17 protein-coding genes are annotated in these 16,251 nt (G+C 64.5%); all 17 read right to left on the minus strand.

Annotation, left to right across the window (positions count from 1 at the left end; genetic code table 11):
* Positions 1-17: 17 nt before the first annotated feature.
* The 17 genes from LOY31_RS02160 to LOY31_RS02240 are packed head-to-tail and all read right to left on the minus strand — an operon-like array spanning position 18 to position 16,246.
* Positions 18-1,253: a beta-ketoacyl-ACP synthase gene (locus tag LOY31_RS02160; RefSeq protein WP_221533662.1), complete on the minus strand. Its 1,236-nt coding sequence runs from the start codon at positions 1,251-1,253 to the stop codon at positions 18-20.
* Entirely contained in the window at positions 1,253-1,981 is a 729-nt protein-coding gene (locus LOY31_RS02165) for a 3-ketoacyl-ACP reductase FabG2 (RefSeq protein WP_258712769.1), read from the minus strand. Before LOY31_RS02165 ends, LOY31_RS02160 begins: the two co-directional genes overlap by 1 nt.
* Positions 1,974-2,453, minus strand: coding sequence for a hotdog family protein (locus tag LOY31_RS02170; protein WP_007952360.1), 480 nt, complete (start codon positions 2,451-2,453; stop codon positions 1,974-1,976). Before LOY31_RS02170 ends, LOY31_RS02165 begins: the two co-directional genes overlap by 8 nt.
* On the minus strand, positions 2,450-3,646 hold the full coding sequence (locus LOY31_RS02175) for a beta-ketoacyl-[acyl-carrier-protein] synthase family protein (RefSeq protein WP_258712770.1): 1,197 nt from the start codon (positions 3,644-3,646) through the stop codon (positions 2,450-2,452). The genes LOY31_RS02170 and LOY31_RS02175 overlap by 4 nt, the downstream gene beginning before the upstream one ends.
* The gene (locus LOY31_RS02180) at positions 3,643-4,125 is read right to left on the minus strand and encodes a hypothetical protein (protein WP_127796690.1); all 483 of its coding nucleotides are present in this window, start codon (positions 4,123-4,125) and stop codon (positions 3,643-3,645) included. The genes LOY31_RS02175 and LOY31_RS02180 overlap by 4 nt, the downstream gene beginning before the upstream one ends.
* Positions 4,125-4,850, minus strand: a complete 726-nt coding sequence (locus tag LOY31_RS02185) for a class I SAM-dependent methyltransferase (protein ID WP_085608431.1) — start codon at positions 4,848-4,850, stop codon at positions 4,125-4,127. Before LOY31_RS02185 ends, LOY31_RS02180 begins: the two co-directional genes overlap by 1 nt.
* Complete coding sequence (locus tag LOY31_RS02190) at positions 4,847-6,094, minus strand: NAD(P)/FAD-dependent oxidoreductase (RefSeq protein WP_085608432.1); 1,248 nt, start codon at positions 6,092-6,094, stop codon at positions 4,847-4,849. Before LOY31_RS02190 ends, LOY31_RS02185 begins: the two co-directional genes overlap by 4 nt.
* Entirely contained in the window at positions 6,081-7,241 is a 1,161-nt protein-coding gene (locus LOY31_RS02195; RefSeq protein ID WP_258712771.1) for a sodium:proton antiporter, read from the minus strand. Before LOY31_RS02195 ends, LOY31_RS02190 begins: the two co-directional genes overlap by 14 nt.
* On the minus strand, positions 7,238-9,577 hold the full coding sequence (locus LOY31_RS02200) for an MMPL family transporter (RefSeq protein ID WP_258712772.1): 2,340 nt from the start codon (positions 9,575-9,577) through the stop codon (positions 7,238-7,240). Before LOY31_RS02200 ends, LOY31_RS02195 begins: the two co-directional genes overlap by 4 nt.
* Positions 9,561-10,163, minus strand: coding sequence for an outer membrane lipoprotein carrier protein LolA (locus LOY31_RS02205; protein ID WP_258712773.1), 603 nt, complete (start codon positions 10,161-10,163; stop codon positions 9,561-9,563). The genes LOY31_RS02200 and LOY31_RS02205 overlap by 17 nt, the downstream gene beginning before the upstream one ends.
* Positions 10,160-10,585: a thioesterase family protein gene (locus LOY31_RS02210; protein ID WP_258712774.1), complete on the minus strand. Its 426-nt coding sequence runs from the start codon at positions 10,583-10,585 to the stop codon at positions 10,160-10,162. Before LOY31_RS02210 ends, LOY31_RS02205 begins: the two co-directional genes overlap by 4 nt.
* The gene (hutH, locus tag LOY31_RS02215; RefSeq protein WP_163973891.1) at positions 10,578-12,122 is read right to left on the minus strand and encodes a histidine ammonia-lyase; all 1,545 of its coding nucleotides are present in this window, start codon (positions 12,120-12,122) and stop codon (positions 10,578-10,580) included. Before hutH ends, LOY31_RS02210 begins: the two co-directional genes overlap by 8 nt.
* Entirely contained in the window at positions 12,103-13,050 is a 948-nt protein-coding gene (locus tag LOY31_RS02220) for a glycosyl transferase (RefSeq protein ID WP_258712775.1), read from the minus strand. Before LOY31_RS02220 ends, hutH begins: the two co-directional genes overlap by 20 nt.
* Positions 13,047-13,781, minus strand: a complete 735-nt coding sequence (locus LOY31_RS02225; protein ID WP_258712776.1) for a glycosyltransferase family 2 protein — start codon at positions 13,779-13,781, stop codon at positions 13,047-13,049. Before LOY31_RS02225 ends, LOY31_RS02220 begins: the two co-directional genes overlap by 4 nt.
* Positions 13,774-15,453 carry an acyl-CoA synthetase family protein gene (locus tag LOY31_RS02230; protein WP_258712777.1) on the minus strand — a complete coding sequence of 560 codons (1,680 nt, stop codon included), beginning with the start codon at positions 15,451-15,453 and terminating at the stop codon, positions 13,774-13,776. Before LOY31_RS02230 ends, LOY31_RS02225 begins: the two co-directional genes overlap by 8 nt.
* Complete coding sequence (locus LOY31_RS02235) at positions 15,450-15,995, minus strand: hypothetical protein (RefSeq protein WP_085608440.1); 546 nt, start codon at positions 15,993-15,995, stop codon at positions 15,450-15,452. The genes LOY31_RS02230 and LOY31_RS02235 overlap by 4 nt, the downstream gene beginning before the upstream one ends.
* A complete protein-coding gene (locus tag LOY31_RS02240; protein ID WP_007947135.1) occupies positions 15,992-16,246 on the minus strand; it encodes an acyl carrier protein in 255 nt (84 codons plus the stop codon). The genes LOY31_RS02235 and LOY31_RS02240 overlap by 4 nt, the downstream gene beginning before the upstream one ends.
* Between the last annotated feature and the right edge of the window lie 5 nt (positions 16,247-16,251).

The raw sequence follows: 16,251 nt of genomic DNA on the forward strand, positions 1-16,251 counted from the left end.
GGTCTCCTTGACCTGGATTAATTCGGTTGGGGCCAGCGACGGAAAATCAGCGAGGTGTTGACCCCGCCGAAAGCGAAGTTGTTGTTCATCACGTATTCGTGGCTCATCTGGCGGAACTCGCCGCGCAGATAGTCGAGCTTGCCGCAGTGCGGATCGACCTCGTCGAGATTGAGCGTGTGCACGTACAGGTCGCGGTTGAGCATCTCGATGCTGAACCACGATTCCAGCGCCCCGCAGGCGCCGAGGGTGTGGCCCAGGAAGCTTTTTTGCGAGCTGATCGGCATGCGTTCTCCGAACAGGGCACTGGTTGCCAGGGTTTCGGCGACATCGCCCTGTTCGGTGGCGGTGCCGTGGCCGTTGACGTAGCCGATGACGTCCGGCGTGAGGCCTGCGTCTTCCAGTGCCAGTTCCATTGCCCGGCGCATGGTGACTTGCTCGGGGCGGGTGGTGTGCTGGCCGTCGGCGTTGCTGCCGAAACCAACGATTTCGGCGTGAATGTGCGCACCGCGTGCCAGGGCATGCTCCAGTTCTTCAAGCACCAGCATGCCGCCGCCCTCGCCGATCACCAGACCGTCGCGGCCCTTGTCGTACGGGCGTGGCGAGGTGTGCGGTGCATCATTTTTCAGGCTGGTGGCGTACAGCGCGTCGAACACCATCGCCTCGGTCGGGCACAGCTCTTCGGCGCCGCCGGCGAGCATCAGCGGCAGACGACCGAACTTGATCGCCTCGTAGGCGTAACCGATGCCCTGGCTGCCGCTGGTGCAGGCGCTGGAGGTCGGGATCAAGCGGCCGGTGAGGCCGAAGAAGATGCTGATGTTCGCCGCCGTGGTGTGCGGCATCATCCGCACATAGGAGTTGGCGTTGAGGCCCTCGGCCACCGAGTTGAGCAGCATGTTGCCGAACGCCTTGATCTCGTCGGTGCTGCCGGTGGACGAGCCACAGGCCACGCCCATGCGCCCGTCCTTGATCGATTCGTCGCCGAGCAGGCCGGCATCGGCCAGCGCTTTTTCCGCCGCGCCGACGGCCAGCCGCGAAACACGGCCCATGCTGCGTAGCTGTTTGCGGGTCCAGTGCGCCGGCACCTGGAAATCATCAATGGGCCCGGCCAGACGGGTGTTGAGCTCGCTGAAGCGATCCCACTCGTCCATCCGGCGAATGCCGCTGCGGTTGGCGGCGAAATTGCTGGCGATGGTCTCCCAGTCGCTGCCCAGCGAGGTGATGCCGGCCATGCCGGTGACGACGACGCGCTTCATCAGCACAAGCCTCCGTTGACCGCCAGCACCTGGCGGGTGATGTACGACGCTTCCGCCGACATCAGGAAATTCACCGCACCGGCCACCTCTTCAGGCGTGCCCATGCGTTGTGCGGGGATCATTTTCAGCAGTTCTTCCACCGGCACGTTTTCATCCAGCATCGCCGTGTCGATCAGGCCCGGCGCGACGCAGTTGACCGTGATCTTGCGCTTGGCCAGTTCGATCGCCAAGGCTTTCGCGGCGCCGATCACACCCGCTTTCGACGCGCTGTAATTGACCTGACCACGGTTGCCGATCAGCCCCGAGACCGAGGTGATGCAAACGATGCGACCAGCGGCGCGGCGGCGGATCATCGGCATCATCACCGGGTGCAGGACGTTGTAGAAACCGTCGAGGTTGGTGCGCAGCACCACGTCCCAGTCATCGTCGCTCAGGGCCGGAAAGGCGCCGTCGCGGGTCAGGCCGGCATTGAGCACCACGCCGTAGTAGGCGCCGTGGGCTTCAACGTCGGCTTCGAGGATGGCTTTGCAGGTTTCGCGGTCAGCCACGTCGAATTGCAGGATGCGCGCGGTGCGGCCGAGCGCTTCGACTTCGGCTTTCACTGCTTGCGCTTGCGTCATGCCGCTGCGGCAATGCAGGACGATATCGTGGCCGGCACTGGCCAGGCGCAGGGCAATGGCGCGGCCGATGCCACGGCTGGAGCCGGTGACCAGTATTGATTCAGTCATCGTTCGACTCCTTGTTTGTTTCGTTGCGGGATTGCTCTAGATAGTCCGCCGCGTGGGGCGGGCGGAACACGTTCAGCCGGGCGCTGGCCTCGATGCCGGGCGCGTTGATGTGGCATTCGAACACGCCCATGCCGTTGTCGTCTTCCAGCGAGCGCAGGCCATGGATGGTCAGTTCGCTGCCAACCGGAAAGGCCGCGACATTGCATTCGAACTTGCGTGTGCCGAGCAGAAAGCCCAGCTCCACCGGGTTGCCTTTTTGCCGCGCATGGCAGCCGGCGAACGCGGCGACGCTTTGCGCCATCAACTCGACGCCGACCCACGCCGGCAGGCTGCCGTCTGGCAGGCTGAACAGGCCGCCGGGCCGGACGGTGAGGGTGGTGTGGATCTGTTCGTCGTCAAAGCTCAGGATCCGGTCGATCAGGATCATGTCGCCAGCGTGGGGCAGCAGTTCGGCGAGCGGCCAGTGGGTCATGGGGCGTCTCCGATAATCAGGCTGACGTTATTGCCACCGAAGGCAAATGAGTTGCTCATCAGGTAGCGGGGTGCAATGGACGCCAGGCGTTCGCTTGCGGTCACCCACTTGAGCGGTGGAAGGTCCGTATCCGGCTGGCCATCCCAGACGTGCGGCGGCAAAGCGTGGTCAGGGTTGTCGGTACTCAGGCTCAACCAGCAGAACGCCGCTTCCAGTGCGCCGGCGGCGCCGAGGGTGTGGCCGGTCATCGGTTTGGTCGAGGAACACGGCACGCCTTCGGCAAACAGTGCGGCGACGGCCAGGCTTTCCATGGCGTCGTTGTGCTGGGTCGCGGTGCCGTGCAGGTTCAGGTAGCTGATGTCGCCGGCTTGCAGGTGGGCTTGATCGAGGGCTTTTTGCATCGATTGCAGTGCGCCACGGCCGCTCGGTTCCGGTGCGGAAATATGGTGCGCGTCGGAGCTGGCGCCAGCGCCGAGCAGGGCGATGCCCGGCCCTGCGCCGCGTGCTTTGCTCATCACGAACAGCACCGCCGCTTCGCCGATGTTGATGCCGTTGCGGTTGGCGGAAAACGGATTACAGCGCTCGTCGGACACCGCTTCCAGCGCACTGAAACCGTTGAGGGTCAGTTTGCACAGGCTGTCGACACCGCCGCACAGCACGGCGTCGCACAGGCCTAGATCGAGCAGGCGTCGGGCGCTCATCAGCGCGCGTGCGCTGGAGGTGCAGGCGGTGGAAATCACATAGGTCGGGCCGCTCAGTTGCAGCCAGTCGGCGAGGAAATTCGCCGGGGCGCCGAGTTCCTGTTGCCGGTAGTCGTAATCGGTCGGGAACTGGTGGTCGCGAATGTAGTGCGCCAGGCCGCGACTGGCCTCGTCGATACCGGAAGTGCTGGTGCCGAGTACCACGCCGATGCGCTCGCGCCCGTACGTCTGGATCGCCTGCTCGATGTCATCGCGAATCTGCAACGCGGCTTCCAGCAACAGTTGATTGTTGCGGCTGCGCTGGTCGGCCAGCGCCTCGGGAATCGGCGCCAGATCACCGTGCACGGCGGCCACCGGCAGTTCGCGCTCCGGCACCCAGCCGGACTCGCGGCGCATGCCCGAGCAGTCGCCGGCAAACAGGTTGCGTGCCACGGCTTGCTTGTCGCGCCCCAGGGCGCAGATCACGCCGAGGGCATTGAGGTAGGCGGTCATGACGTCGGTTCACCGAGTGGCGTTACGCGATAGTGCGGGCCTTGTGGCAGGTTCAATTCGAAGCTCAAGGGTCGGGTGTAACGGATGTCCCAGCGCGCCGGCAGGGAACGTTGGCCGCCCTGTTGCTGCGCGTCGGGATAGTTGCGCGACAGCTCGCCCGCCGGGGTCAGGGCGAACAGCAGCGCGGCGAACAGCTCCCGGGCTTCCGGGTTGGGCGGCAGCAGGCCGTCGGCCTGCCAATGCCCGTCGATCAGTTGCTGACGCGCCTGGGGAATGCCCAGCGGATCCATCATCGACCAGCGGATGCCGGGTCCTTCGCGCTGGATCACCAACAACCAGTCTTGCTGTTGCCCGGCCAGGTGACGTTCGATATGCAGTTGCATCGGCAGCGGCAGGCTCGGGTTGCCGGCCGGCAGCGGCGCCTGACTGGCGCAGGCACCGAGCAGCAAGACGCAGGCGAGCAGCAGAACACGCAACATCAGACAGCCTCGTTCAAGGGTTTGCGGGCCACCACGTTGACCAGGGTTTCTTCCCGCTGGCCAAAGGGCTTGGGCTGGCGCAGACCAAAACGCTCGAGCAGACCGAAATCCTTCGACCGGCTCCACCACAGGTACGGGTACGAAACGTTCTGTTCGGCAAACTCGAAACCCTGCTGGCGAATCATCTCCAGGTACTGCGCCGCGCTCTTTTGCACGTGCATCGGATGGCGGAACAGCCAGCGAATCACCCACGTATCAATGTAAGCCTCGGTGGACTCGGCGAACAGCAGATAACCGCCCGGCTTGAGCACCCGATAGAACTCGGCGAGGGCTTTTTCCTGCTCCACCAGATGATGGAAGGTCTGGTGACAGAACAGCAGGTCGACGCTGGCGTCCGGCACATTGAGCGTCGCGCAGTCGCTGCCGATCAGCTCGACGTCGAAGCCCTGACGCGCGGCCTCGGCGGCGCTCAATTCCAGGCTGTGCGGATCGGCATCGATGCCGATCAGGCGCTGTGGCGCGAAGGTCTGGCGCAGGTGACCGAACGACTTGCCCTGGCCACAGCCGGCATCCAGCAGCACCGGACTGGCCGGCAACGATTCGCTGAACAACCCTCGCAAATCATTGATCGCCACGCGCAGCACATGGTGCTGCCAGGTGTGGCTGCGCAGGAACCAGAAACCGAAGCGGGTTTCCTCGACGTAGTTGTCACTCAGGTAATTCATGTGTCGTCCCTTGCACAGAGTTCGGAGATCGTCTTCAGCCGGCGGCGCGCTTCACTGACGAACGGGTTGCGTTCGTCCCAGGCGTAGCCGGCGAGGATCGAGCAGATCATGCGGCGGATTTCCGGTGAGCCTTGCTCGTGGAAAATCACGTCCTGGAAAGTGCCGGCGTACCAGCCTTCGACGTAGCAGCGGAACGTGTCGACCCCGCGTTTCAGCGGCTCGGCGAACTCCCGTTGCCAGTCCACCGTTTCGCCCTGCAACTGCCGATGCAGCACACCGGCGGCCATGCTCGCCGAACGCATGGCAATGGTCACGCCGGAGGAGAACACCGGGTCGAGAAATTCGGCCGCGTTACCCAGCAGCGCGAAGCCCGGGCCGTGCAGGGTTTTGACGTTGGCCGCATAGCCGCCGAGAGTGCGCGCCGGGGTGTCCCACACGGCGTTGTTCAGCACCTTGGCCAGGCTCGGGGTTTCGGCGATGAACCCGCGCAGGCAGGCGTCGAGGTCGGTATCGCGGCCCGCGAAATGTTCAGCGGCAGCCACCACGCCGACGGAGCAGCGACCGTTGCTGAACGGGATCGACCAGAACCAGATATCGCGGTGCTGCGGGTGAGTGGTGATGAGGATCTTCTCGCGGTCGAAACCGGGGTGATCGATATGGTCTTCAACGTGGGTGAAAACGGCCTGGCGAACCGGGAAGTTCGATGGTGCTTCCAAGTCGAGCAGACGCGACAGCACGCGGCCGTAACCGCTGGCATCGAGGACAAAGCCAGCTTCGACGCGGTACTCGCTGCCGTCTTCGCGGCGCACATTCAGCTGCGGTCGCGGGCGTTCGAAATCGACGCTGACAATCGCGTCGCCGTAGCGGATTTCCGCGCCCTGCAACGCCGCCTGATCGGCCAGCAACTTGTCGAAGTCGGCGCGTTGCACCTGTAGGGTCGTGGGCTTGCCGGCGGTGAAGGTGTCACCAAAATCGAAGGCGCTGTAGCGCTCGCCCCAGGCGAACGCCGCACCGTTCTTGCGCTGGAACCCGGCGGCATTTACCGCTTCGAGCATGCCGGCTTCTTCGACGAAATCCAGGCAATGGCAGAGCAGGCTTTCACCGATGGAGAACCTCGGGAAATGCTGGCGCTCGATCACCAGCACGTCGTGCCCCTTGCGCTTGAGCAGTGCGGCGGCAATGGCGCCGGAGGGGCCGGCGCCGATGATCACGACCTGACGGGATTCCATTTCAACGATTGGCACGCGAGCTCCTGGGTACGGCAATAGGGTTCAGTGACGCCCGGTGCAGGCCGATGAAGGCCGGCAACAGCGTCGCGATCAGACCCATCAGCATTAGCGCAAAGTACAGCGCCGGACTGATGAGCTGTTGTTGCAACAGCAGGTTGAGAAAAACGATTTCGCTCAAGCCGCGAATGTTCAGCAGCACGCTTTCGCGCCAGCGACTGGCGCCTGCGAACGACGCGCCGGCCCAGCCGAGGCCGAGCCAGTTGCCCAGGATTTTGCTGGCGATCGGCAACAGCAGCAGCGCCGCCCATTGCACGGCGCCGAGGCTGGCGAGGGCGCTGTGTACGTCGATCTGGACGATGCCGAAAGTGAGGATCAGCGGAATCGCGACCCAGGTCTGCAAGCGGTTCATCCAGTGCGCCGGCAGCGGCAATACCAGCGGCACCTTGAGCGCGGCCATGCACAGCAGATAACCGATGCCGAAAATCAGTGCGTTGAGTTTGTAGTGTTCGGCCAGCACCAATAGCGCAAAAAAACCAAGGCTGTAGGTCAATGGCCGGCGGATGCCGAATACCCGCAGCAGCACCGGTACGCAGGCCATTCCCAGCGGTAGCAGCAGACTGCTCAGGTGCAGGCTGCCCTGGGCGAGGCCGAACAGCGTCCAGCAGGTCAGGTCGATCAGGATCGCGGTCTGCACCAGACGCCGGGTGGCGGCGGGCGGGTAATCGATGTGGCGCAGGTACAGGTACAACACCGGAATCGCGGTGATGGCGAACACCAGACCGATCGCCAGCGAGTTGATCCACGGCTGCGCCGGCAACAGCCAGTACGCCGTCGCGAGGCCGCAGGTGAACGGCACGGCGAAACTCGGCAGGGCGATCTTCACGCTCTGGCGGTCCAGGCGCAGGTCGATCACGTCGCTGAGGATGTGCCCCAGCAGCAGGGCGAAGCTCAGGCTGTAGAGGTTTTTCAGCCAGCCCGGCGCGATCAGTTCGGCGCCGTTGAGTTGCCAGCCCGGTTCGATCCAGAAGTACATCAACAGCGGCAGGCCGAAGCTTGCCAGCAGCAATTGGCTGACGATCGGGATCAACCCGAAGTGCCGGCCGACCCGGGTGGCGACGAAGAACAGCGACAGGGCCATCAGCCAGAAAATCACCACCATCATGCTGAAGGCTCCGTGACTGCAACCGCGTGGGCCTGACGCCCGGCCCACGGCGCGAGCATGAAGCTAAAGGCCAGACCGAGGCTCACCGACAGGCCGAAGTTACTCACCGCCGGCGTGCTCGACACCGCCAGCAGCCCGAACGACAGCCAGGTGGTGGCGGCCGCGAGCAAGGTGCCAAGCAGGCTCACGGCCGCACCGCCGACCTGCTCGCGCATGAGGATCGCGTAGTCGACGCTGATCGCCGTCACCAGCAGCAGGCCGAACAGGCTGAACAGGGTCAGCGGCTGACCGAGCCAGCCCAGGCTGGCGACGCTGCACAGCGCAGCGAGCAGCGGCAGGGCGACGATCCGCAGCGCGCCGCCGAGGCCGAACGGCAGCATCAGCACCAGCACGATCAATACGCAGGACGCGAGTTTCAGTTCAGCAGCGCTGATCTGGGTCTGGGCGAACACCTTGTTCAGATCGCCAAGCCGGTCCACCAGCATCACGCCGGGCAGGTCCAGCGCCTGCACCCGCAACAGCGACGGATTGTTCAGGCCTTGCAGGCTGACCATCGCTGCCACGCCGTCCTCGGTCGGCCCCAGCCACAACGTGCGGTAGGGCTCGCCGAGCGGACCGGCCAGTGCTGCATCGATGTCTTCGGCGGGCAGTTCCTGTAACTGTTTCAGCTCGGTTTGCAGCGCCGCCAGCGGCACGCCGACCTCCAGCAACGGCTGCCAGAACTGCGGCAACTTGCTCAGCGCCTCACGCACTTGTTGCTGCTGAGCCGGCGGGCTGACCAGTTGATTGAGCGCCAGATAACCCTGCAACTTGTCGAGGTTGACCAGTTGATCCAGCCGCTCGCTCAGGGCCGCTTGCCGTTCCAGCAATTGCTGCTGATCGGCGGCGCGCACCAGGAAGAACTGGCTGGTCGGCTGGTAGCCGGTAATCCGCGCAATGGTCTGCGCCTCATCGGTCAGACGTTGCGGCGCGCCGACCCACTGGCGAATGTCGTTCTTGCTCTCCAGTTGCAGCAGGCCACCGACGCAGAAGGCGATCAGCAGGGCCAGCAACACCGGCGTCCTGACGTGCTCGAGCAGGGTTTCCCGCAACCGCACCAGACGCTCGGCCAGTTGCAGCGGCCATTGCGCCGGGCGCAGTTCGACGTTTTTCAGCAGCGCCGGCAGCAGGCACACCGCCGACAGGTAGGCGCCGAGCAAACCGGCGGCGGAGAACACCGCGATCTGGGTCAGCGCCGGGAAGGGCGTCCAGGCCAGTGCCAGGTAACCGATGGCGCTGGTGATCAGGCTCAACGTCAGCCCGGACAGGGTCAGGCGCAACGCCGGCCAGCTGTGCCACGGCTTGAGGCTCCAGCTCTTGGACAGGTAGTGCAGCGGGTAATCCACCGCCACGCCGATCAGGCTGGAGCCGAGCACCAGCGTCATCACGTGCATGTGCCCGAACAGCGCAACACAGGCCACCGCACCGAACAGCATGCCGACCAGCACCGGAATGAACGCCAGCAGCACCCGCCAGCGGCGGAAGGCGAGCAGCAACAGCAACAGGATGCCGATGGTGGCGCCGCCGCCGACCCAGGTCATTTCCCGGGTCGCCTGCTGCTGACCGTTGGCGGCGTACAGCAGGCCGCTGGCGGCCAGCAGTTGTACGTCGGCGCGAGCCGCTTGTTCACGGCTGTGTTGCAACAGGGCGGCGACTTGCAGCGGTTGATTCATGTCGAAGGCGCTGCCGGTAGTGCGTGCGCGCAGCAGCACCCAGCTTTTGCCGTCGGCATCGGCGATCAACGCGCCACTGCCGATGTCCAGTTGCACCGCGCCATGTTGCGGCTGGCTGTTCTGGATGCGCCCGGTCAGACCCAGCCAGTCGTCCTGGCTCGGCACCAGACTGAACCCGGTGAACGGGTCGAACAGTGCCTGCACCCGTTGCTGGATAAAGGCGTCGGGATGTTCGCTCAGCAGTTGCCGGTCATCCGCCGAGAGCATCGCCAGCCGCCCTTGCAGCAACTGCGTGCGCAGGGCCGGCAGGTCCGCTTGCAGGTTCCACTGGACTTTTTCGAACAACCCGCTGGCCTGCCATTGCTCGCCCAGGGTCTGGGCCATGGCGACGGCTTGCTGGCGATCGGCGTGACCGATCAGCACCAGGATGTCGCGGTTGAGCGGTTCCTGCATGCGTTGTTCGGCGCGCAGTTCGAGGGCGTCCGGATGGGTGCCGGGCACCAGTTCCATCAGGTTGGCCGACAGCGGCGCGCCGTCGCGCCACTGCCAGGCGCCCAGTGCGACGACGGCCAGCAGCAGGATCAGGAACAGCCAGGGCAGCCTGCGTTCACTCGGCAAAGTCATGTTGCTCCGCGTCGCTCAGAGGTTGGCCGGCGGTGCTGTCCTGCATGCGCAACACGGTGCTGTCGCCCTGGGTTTCCAGCAGTTCGATGGTGTTCACCAAGGTGCCGCCGCTGATGTTGATCTGATTGAACACCTGCTTGAGCAGCACCGAGCGCGGGGTCAGGGTCAGTTGCCATTTCTGCGCATCGCCGCTCAGGGCCAGTTCGAAATCCCGTTGCAGACCGCTGCTGTCGCCTTGCAGTACGGCGAGGAACAAACGGTTCTGCTCGGCCCCGGCGCTCTTGTTCGGCAGCAGTTGCCAGCCGGTGGCATCACGTCGGGCGATGCCCTTGGCGCTAATGCGGTAATCCTGTTGCAGCGGGGTTTTCAGCAGCCACAGCAGGCCGTGGTTTTTCGCCAGCACGAAGCTGCCCTTGCTGATCAGCGGCTGGGGCAGGGCGCGCAGGTGTTTTTCCTGGGTGAACTGGCCGTGGATCACGTCCGGTTTCGCCAGTTGCTCGCTCAACTGTTGCAGGTCGAAGGCGTTGGCCAGCGACGACAGCGTCAGCAGCGCCAGGGCCCCAAGGGATTTCAACAGCACATTCATCGCAGCATCCTTTCCACGGCATCGGTGAAGACTTTCGGCGAGGCCAGTTGCATCTCGCGGCTGCTCATCTCGACGGCGACCTGTACCGAGCTCGCGCGGGTCAGGCGCTCGCCGGTCTGGGCGTCGGTGATCAGGTAGTTAATCTTCAGCCGGTTTTCCCACTCCACCAGACTGGCGCGCACGTTCAGCCGCTGGCCGAACACCGCGCCGCGCACGTAGCGCAGTTGCAGGTCGATCACCGGCCACGCATAGCCCGAGTCGACCATCTGGTTGTAGTTGTGGCCGATCTTGTCGAGCAATGCGCAACGTGCCACTTCCAGGTATTTCACGAAATGGCCGTGCCAGACGACGTGCATGGTGTCGACGTCAAAAAACGGCACGAGGATTTCCGTATCGGCGTGAAGCACTCCGGCACTACGCATGCAGCCTCCAGTGTTGTTCGGCGATGCGTTGCAGACACAGGCGCAGTTCGCCTTCCAGGGCGCGGTCTTCGATCACCGGCGGGAAGTCCTGGGCCAGTTGTTCGTGCATGGCGGCCAGCGACGGTGGCAGCGGACGCGCGTCTGCATCGCGACCGCGCAGCCACACGCCCTGATTGGCCGCGAGCAACGTGGCGGCGGCGACCTGTTCGGTCAGCTCCAGCACACGAATGGCGTCGCGAGCGGCGATGGTGCCCATGCTCACCTTGTCCTGGTTGTGGCACTCGGTGGAGCGCGAGAACACGCTGGCCGGCATGGTGTTTTTCAACGCTTCGGCGGTCCAGGCACTGGCGCCGATCTGCACGGCCTTGAAGCCGTGGTTGAGCATCGCGCGGTCGGCGCTGGCGCCCGACAGGTTGCTCGGCAAACCGTGGTTGTAACGCTCGTCCACCAGTAGCGCGAGTTGTCGGTCGAGCAGGTCGGCGACGTTGGCCACGAGGTTCTTCAGGCTGTCCATGGCGAACGCGATATGCCCGCCGTAGAAGTGCCCACCGTGCAGCACGCGTTCGGCTTCGGCGTCGATGATCGGGTTGTCGTTGGCGCTGTTCAGCTCAGTCTCGATGAACGAGCGCAACCAGTTCAGGCTGTCGGCCAGCACGCCGAGCACATGCGGTGCACAGCGCAGCGAGTAGCGATCCTGCAAGCGGTGCAACGGCGCGGTCGGTGCGTCGATCGCCAGATCCTTGCGCAGCCACGCGGCGACCTGCATCTGACCCGGATGCGGCTTGGCGGCGAACAGACGCTCGTCAAAGTGTTCCGGATTGCCTTGCAGCGCCACCACGTTCAACGCGGTGATGCGGGTGGCCAGTTGCAGCAGGTAATCGGCGCGGGCGTAGGCCAGGCAGGCCAGACCGGTCATCACGGCGGTGCCGTTCATCAATGCCAGCGCTTCTTTCGGGCGCAGCACCAGCGGCGTCCAGCCCAGTTCACGGTGTACGTCGGCAGCCTGGCGGCGTTCGCCACGGAACATCACTTCACGCTCGCCGGACAAGGTCGCTGCGACGTAGGACAGCGGCGTCAGGTCGCCGCTGGCGCCCACCGAACCCTCTTCAGGAATCAGCGGCAAAATGTCGTGTTCAAGGAAGGCATGCAGGCGCTCCAGTAGTTCGATGCGCACCCCTGACACGCCGTGGCACAGCGACTGCAAACGCGCCGCCAGCACTGCACGGGTGGCTTGGGCATCGAGCAGTTTGCCCAGTCCGCAACCGTGGAACGTGTAGAGATGACGCGGCAGCGCCTCGACGTGATGCAGCGGCACCGCGACCACGCAGGAGTCGCCGTAACCGGTGGTCACGCCGTAGATCACGCCTTCCTTGTCCAGCAGCGAATCGAGGAACCGCGCGCCCTTGGCGATGCGTTCGCGATAAGGCGCGTCGCTCTGCAACTGCACGGGCGCCTGACGGTTGGCCAGGGCCAGCACGTCTTCGATGCGCAAAGGGCGTTCGCCGAAGGTGACCGGCTCAGGAGTTGGCGTTGTCATCGGTTTTCCAGAATGGGTAAAAGTTGAACCATTGGCACGGTGCTTCGAGGCAATAGTGACTCAGGCGTTGCGCATAGCGGGTGGCCCACTGATGAATGACCTGTTCGCGCTCGCGGCGTGACCACATCACGGCATCGGCGAACGGCTCGAGGGTCAGGCGATAGTGACCGTCAGGCTGCTTGAGGCACATCAGCAGATTGACCGGGCATTTCAGCAGGCCGGCCAGTAGCCACGGCCCTTGCGGGAACGGCGCCGGGTGGCCGAGAAAGTCCACGGTCACGCTGCGCCCGCCATGCAACGGCACGCGGTCGCCGGCAATCGCCAGCCACTCGCCGCGCTCCAGCCGTTCGTGCAGTTGCAGCATGATCACCGGGTCCAGTTCGCTGACCTGGATCAGTCGCAGATTGGTCGCCCCGGCCTCGCCCAGCAGGCGATTGAACTGCTCGGCGTGCTTGGTGTGCACCAGCACGTTCATCGTGACTTTTTCGCCCAGCTCCGCCAGCGCCCGGCACACTTCGAGGTTGCCCAGGTGCGCGCCCACCAGCATTTGCCCGCGACTGCCGCGCAACTGATTGCGCAGCAGCGCCGGGTCGATGATTTCGATCTGCTCGATCTTCAGCTTGCCGTTCCACACGTCGAGCTTGTCGAGCAGCGAATCGGCGAATGCCATGAACTGGCGGAACACCCGCCACCGGGTCGGGCGCAATTCGTGGCGACCGCTCCAGTCGGCGAGGCGCTGTTGATACTGCCAGGCACTGCGCCGGGCGGTGCGGCCGAACAGGAAAAAGTACAGAACGATGCCGTACAGCAACGGACTCAGCAGGCGTCGGCCAAGGACTTTGGCGGCGAACGCGGTGAATTTCATCAGCAGGAAACTGCCGCGCTCTTCGCGGTCGGCCCAGTGCTTCTTGTCGGTCTCGATAGTCATGCGCGCCACCGTCGCCAGAGGATTGCGGGCAGACGCAGCAACATGCCGAAGAACAGGCGCGTGTGCATGCTCGAAATCAGTACGTTGTCGTGGAACAGGCGAAAGTGCGACACGCCGTCCAGCGGGTAATGCACGCTGGTCTGCAACCAGCGCATCGGCTGATTGCGCCATGACAGGCGCACCAGAATGTCCGAGTCGAAATCCATGCGCTTGCCGATCCGCGCCGAGTCGATCACGCCCAGCGTCGGTTCCAGCGGATACACCCGGAAGCCGCACATCGAATCGCGAATCTGCAGCGACAAGGTGTTGATCCACACCATCACGTGGGTCAGATAACGCGCATACAAACGGCCCTTGGGCACGCTGGCGTCGTACAGCGGATAGCCGCAGACCAGCGACTTGGGGTGAGCGCGGGATTCCTCGATGAAACGCGCGACATCCTGCAAGTCGTGCTGACCGTCGGCGTCGACCTGCAAGGCATGGCTGAAGCCCAGTCGCGCCGCTTCACGCAGACCGGTCATCACCGCGCCGCCCTTGCCCTGATTGGCAGTGAGGCGCACCAGATACACCCGCTCGCGCTCGGCCAGCGCGTCGAGCACCGCCGCGCAGGATTTGCTGCTGGCATCGTCCACCAGAATGCACGGCAGATCCTGGGCGAGCAGGGCGTCGACCACCGTGCCGATGGCGGTTTCGTGGTTGTAGACCGGGATCACGGCGCAAGGATTATGCATCGCCAACTCCCAGCAGAATCCGCCCGCTGGAGCAGGTCGCGGTGTCGTTGCGGTAGGCGAAATACAACTTGCCGCGCTCCGGGTCGAAGCGCAGGTGCAACTGGATTTCATCGCCGGGGCGCACCAGTTGCTGGAATTTCAGCACTTCCATGCCGGCGAACGCGCCGGGCAGGTTCAGCAGTTGCCGACCCAGGTTCAGCGCCCATTCGACCTGCACCACGCCCGGCAGTACCGGGGCCTTGGGGAAGTGGCCGCTGAAGTAGGCCAGATCCGGCGGAACGCTCAATTGCAGGTTCCATTCGCCCTCGGTTTCAGCCTGCTCCAGAATCTCCGGTGCTTTGGGCCGTGGCGCCAACAGCAAGGCTTCGACGTCGGCTTGAGGCAACTTGCCCTGCGAGGTCAGCGGCAACTGTCGCAGCAGACGCCAGCGGCGAGGCAGGGCGAGGGCCTCGCAATGGTCGCCGAGATGACGGCGCAGGGTTTCGGTCAGGCTACGCCGACCGTGTTCGCGCAGGGCAAACAGGCCGGATTCGCTGAGCACCAGCAGCGCGCCGAGGGACGCGCGGTTTTCCTGCACCACGCCCAGACGCGCTTCGGCGACCCAGTCGTGGGCCACCAGCGCCTGTTCTAGCATCGGCAGAGAGATACGTTTTTCTTCGAGTTTGACGATCCGGTCGAGCCGCCCGAGCAATTCAAAGCGGCCATCGGCCTGAATGCGCGCCGCATCGGCGGTGTGTTCGACATGCCCGGCGGGCAGGTAAGGCGAAGCGATCAGCAAGGCCCCGTCGCTGTCCTGGCTCAACTCGACGCCGGAAAACGGTTGCCACAACGATTCGCCCTGACGCCAGGCGATGCCGCCGGTTTCCGAGCTGCCGAGGATTTCCGTCGGCCACTGTCCCAGGCGTTGATGCAGGCTTTGTGCGGCGTCAGCCGGCAGTGCGCCACCGGACGAAAACACCCGGCGCACGACGCTCAGGGCTGGCCAGTCGAGGTTGTCGCCCATGCGTTTGAGCAGCGCCGGACTGGCGACCCAGGCGAAGGCCGGGTGCTCGCGGCTGGCGCGTTGCAGGTCTTCCGGGAAGGCCAGTTGTTTGCGCAGGAACGGGCGCCCGGCGCACATCGGCCACAGCACGCGGAACAGCAAGCCGTAGATGTGCTGGGTGGCGACGCTGCCAAGAATGCAGGCCTCACCGAGATCCGCGCCCCACAGTTGCTCAAGGGCTTCGACTTCGTTGGCCAGTTGGCGCAGGGATTTGTCGATGCGCTTGGGCTCGCCGCTGGAGCCGGAGGTGCACAGGCTCAAGCGGCACTGGTCGAGATCCAGTTCGGCAGCGGGCAGGGGAGGTTGCAGCACATCGCTCAGGCGGGCGTCATCGGCCTGATCGGTCAGCCACAGATCGACGTCGTTCGACCAGCGCTGGCGGGTCTGCGCTTGCAGATCCGAAGGCAGCAATACGCTGACGCCCGCGCGCCAGGCGCCGAGCAGGGCGACGGCCAGGTCGGCGGCATCTTCCAGATGCACCGCCAGACGTTGTACGCCGCGCGCTTGCAGACCTGCCGCCAGACTCAGGGCCTGTTCGCGCAGGTTTGCGTGATCGAGTGCCGGCACGACGGTGATTGCGCGCTGCGGCAGATCCTTGAGCAACAGCTGCTCAAGTTTTATCCAGTTCATGGGCGACCTCTTACCCGTTGTCGTATCAGCCATTCAATGGCAAACATCAGGCCGATCAATCCGTAGGAGATCAGGCCGGTGTACAACATCCACCAGTTCAGCGGCGCCCACAGTGTCAGCAGGGCGGCGCACAAACCGTTGCAAAAGAAAAACACGCTCCAGGCCACGGTGACCTGGCGGGTGTAACGAATCGCCTTGGGCGGCAGTTGCGGTTCACGCAGGCGAGCCAGACGCTCGACCATCGGCGGGCCGTATTTCAGGCTCAGGCTGAACAGCACCAGCATGAAGCCGCTGATCAGCACCGGGTACCAACGCAACAGCAAAGTGCTGTCGAACACCGCCAGCAGCAGGCAGAACACGATCGCCACGCAGGCCATCCACAAACTGCCGGGCTTGCGTTCGCCGGTCAGCGCCCGGGCCAGCCACAGGCCGCCCAGCAGCAGGCCGAACTGCCATGGTGCGAAATGCTCCATGCCGAAATACACCGCAAAGGGATACAGCAGGCCTGCCAGCAGCAGGCCGAGGCCGATCAGTCGGCTCATGCGGCCGGTTGAACCAGACGGTAGACCGCCTCGACCACGTCACTGACGGTGCGTACCGACTTGAATTCCTCGGCGGCGATTTTCTTGCCGGTCTGGCGTTTGATGTGATCGATCAGGTCGACGGCGTCGATGCTGTCGATTTCCAGATCCTGATACAGGTTGGATTCCAGGCTCACGCGAGCCGGGTCCAGTTCGAACAGCTCGACCAGGGCATCGCGCAGGGTGTTGAAGATGTCGTCACGAGTTTGCATGGTCC

Origin of the sequence: Pseudomonas sp. B21-021 (assembly GCF_024749205.1) — a bacterium.
GTDB lineage: Bacteria > Pseudomonadota > Gammaproteobacteria > Pseudomonadales > Pseudomonadaceae > Aquipseudomonas > Aquipseudomonas paraglycinae.

Coding starts and splice junctions, on each gene's coding strand:
- LOY31_RS02235 (WP_085608440.1), bottom strand. CDS start 15,995: ATGAGCCGACTGATCGGCCTCGGCCTGCTGCTGGCAGGCCTGCTGTAT.
- LOY31_RS02240 (WP_007947135.1), bottom strand. CDS start 16,246: ATGCAAACTCGTGACGACATCTTCAACACCCTGCGCGATGCCCTGGTC.
- LOY31_RS02220 (WP_258712775.1), bottom strand. CDS start 13,050: ATGACTATCGAGACCGACAAGAAGCACTGGGCCGACCGCGAAGAGCGC.
- LOY31_RS02165 (WP_258712769.1), bottom strand. CDS start 1,981: ATGACTGAATCAATACTGGTCACCGGCTCCAGCCGTGGCATCGGCCGC.
- LOY31_RS02195 (WP_258712771.1), bottom strand. CDS start 7,241: ATGATGGTGGTGATTTTCTGGCTGATGGCCCTGTCGCTGTTCTTCGTC.
- LOY31_RS02175 (WP_258712770.1), bottom strand. CDS start 3,646: ATGACCGCCTACCTCAATGCCCTCGGCGTGATCTGCGCCCTGGGGCGC.
- LOY31_RS02230 (WP_258712777.1), bottom strand. CDS start 15,453: ATGAACTGGATAAAACTTGAGCAGCTGTTGCTCAAGGATCTGCCGCAG.
- LOY31_RS02160 (WP_221533662.1), bottom strand. CDS start 1,253: ATGAAGCGCGTCGTCGTCACCGGCATGGCCGGCATCACCTCGCTGGGC.
- LOY31_RS02210 (WP_258712774.1), bottom strand. CDS start 10,585: ATGCGTAGTGCCGGAGTGCTTCACGCCGATACGGAAATCCTCGTGCCG.
- hutH (WP_163973891.1), bottom strand. CDS start 12,122: ATGACAACGCCAACTCCTGAGCCGGTCACCTTCGGCGAACGCCCTTTG.
- LOY31_RS02225 (WP_258712776.1), bottom strand. CDS start 13,781: ATGCATAATCCTTGCGCCGTGATCCCGGTCTACAACCACGAAACCGCC.
- LOY31_RS02200 (WP_258712772.1), bottom strand. CDS start 9,577: ATGACTTTGCCGAGTGAACGCAGGCTGCCCTGGCTGTTCCTGATCCTG.
- LOY31_RS02185 (WP_085608431.1), bottom strand. CDS start 4,850: ATGAATTACCTGAGTGACAACTACGTCGAGGAAACCCGCTTCGGTTTC.
- LOY31_RS02180 (WP_127796690.1), bottom strand. CDS start 4,125: ATGTTGCGTGTTCTGCTGCTCGCCTGCGTCTTGCTGCTCGGTGCCTGC.
- LOY31_RS02205 (WP_258712773.1), bottom strand. CDS start 10,163: ATGAATGTGCTGTTGAAATCCCTTGGGGCCCTGGCGCTGCTGACGCTG.
- LOY31_RS02170 (WP_007952360.1), bottom strand. CDS start 2,453: ATGACCCACTGGCCGCTCGCCGAACTGCTGCCCCACGCTGGCGACATG.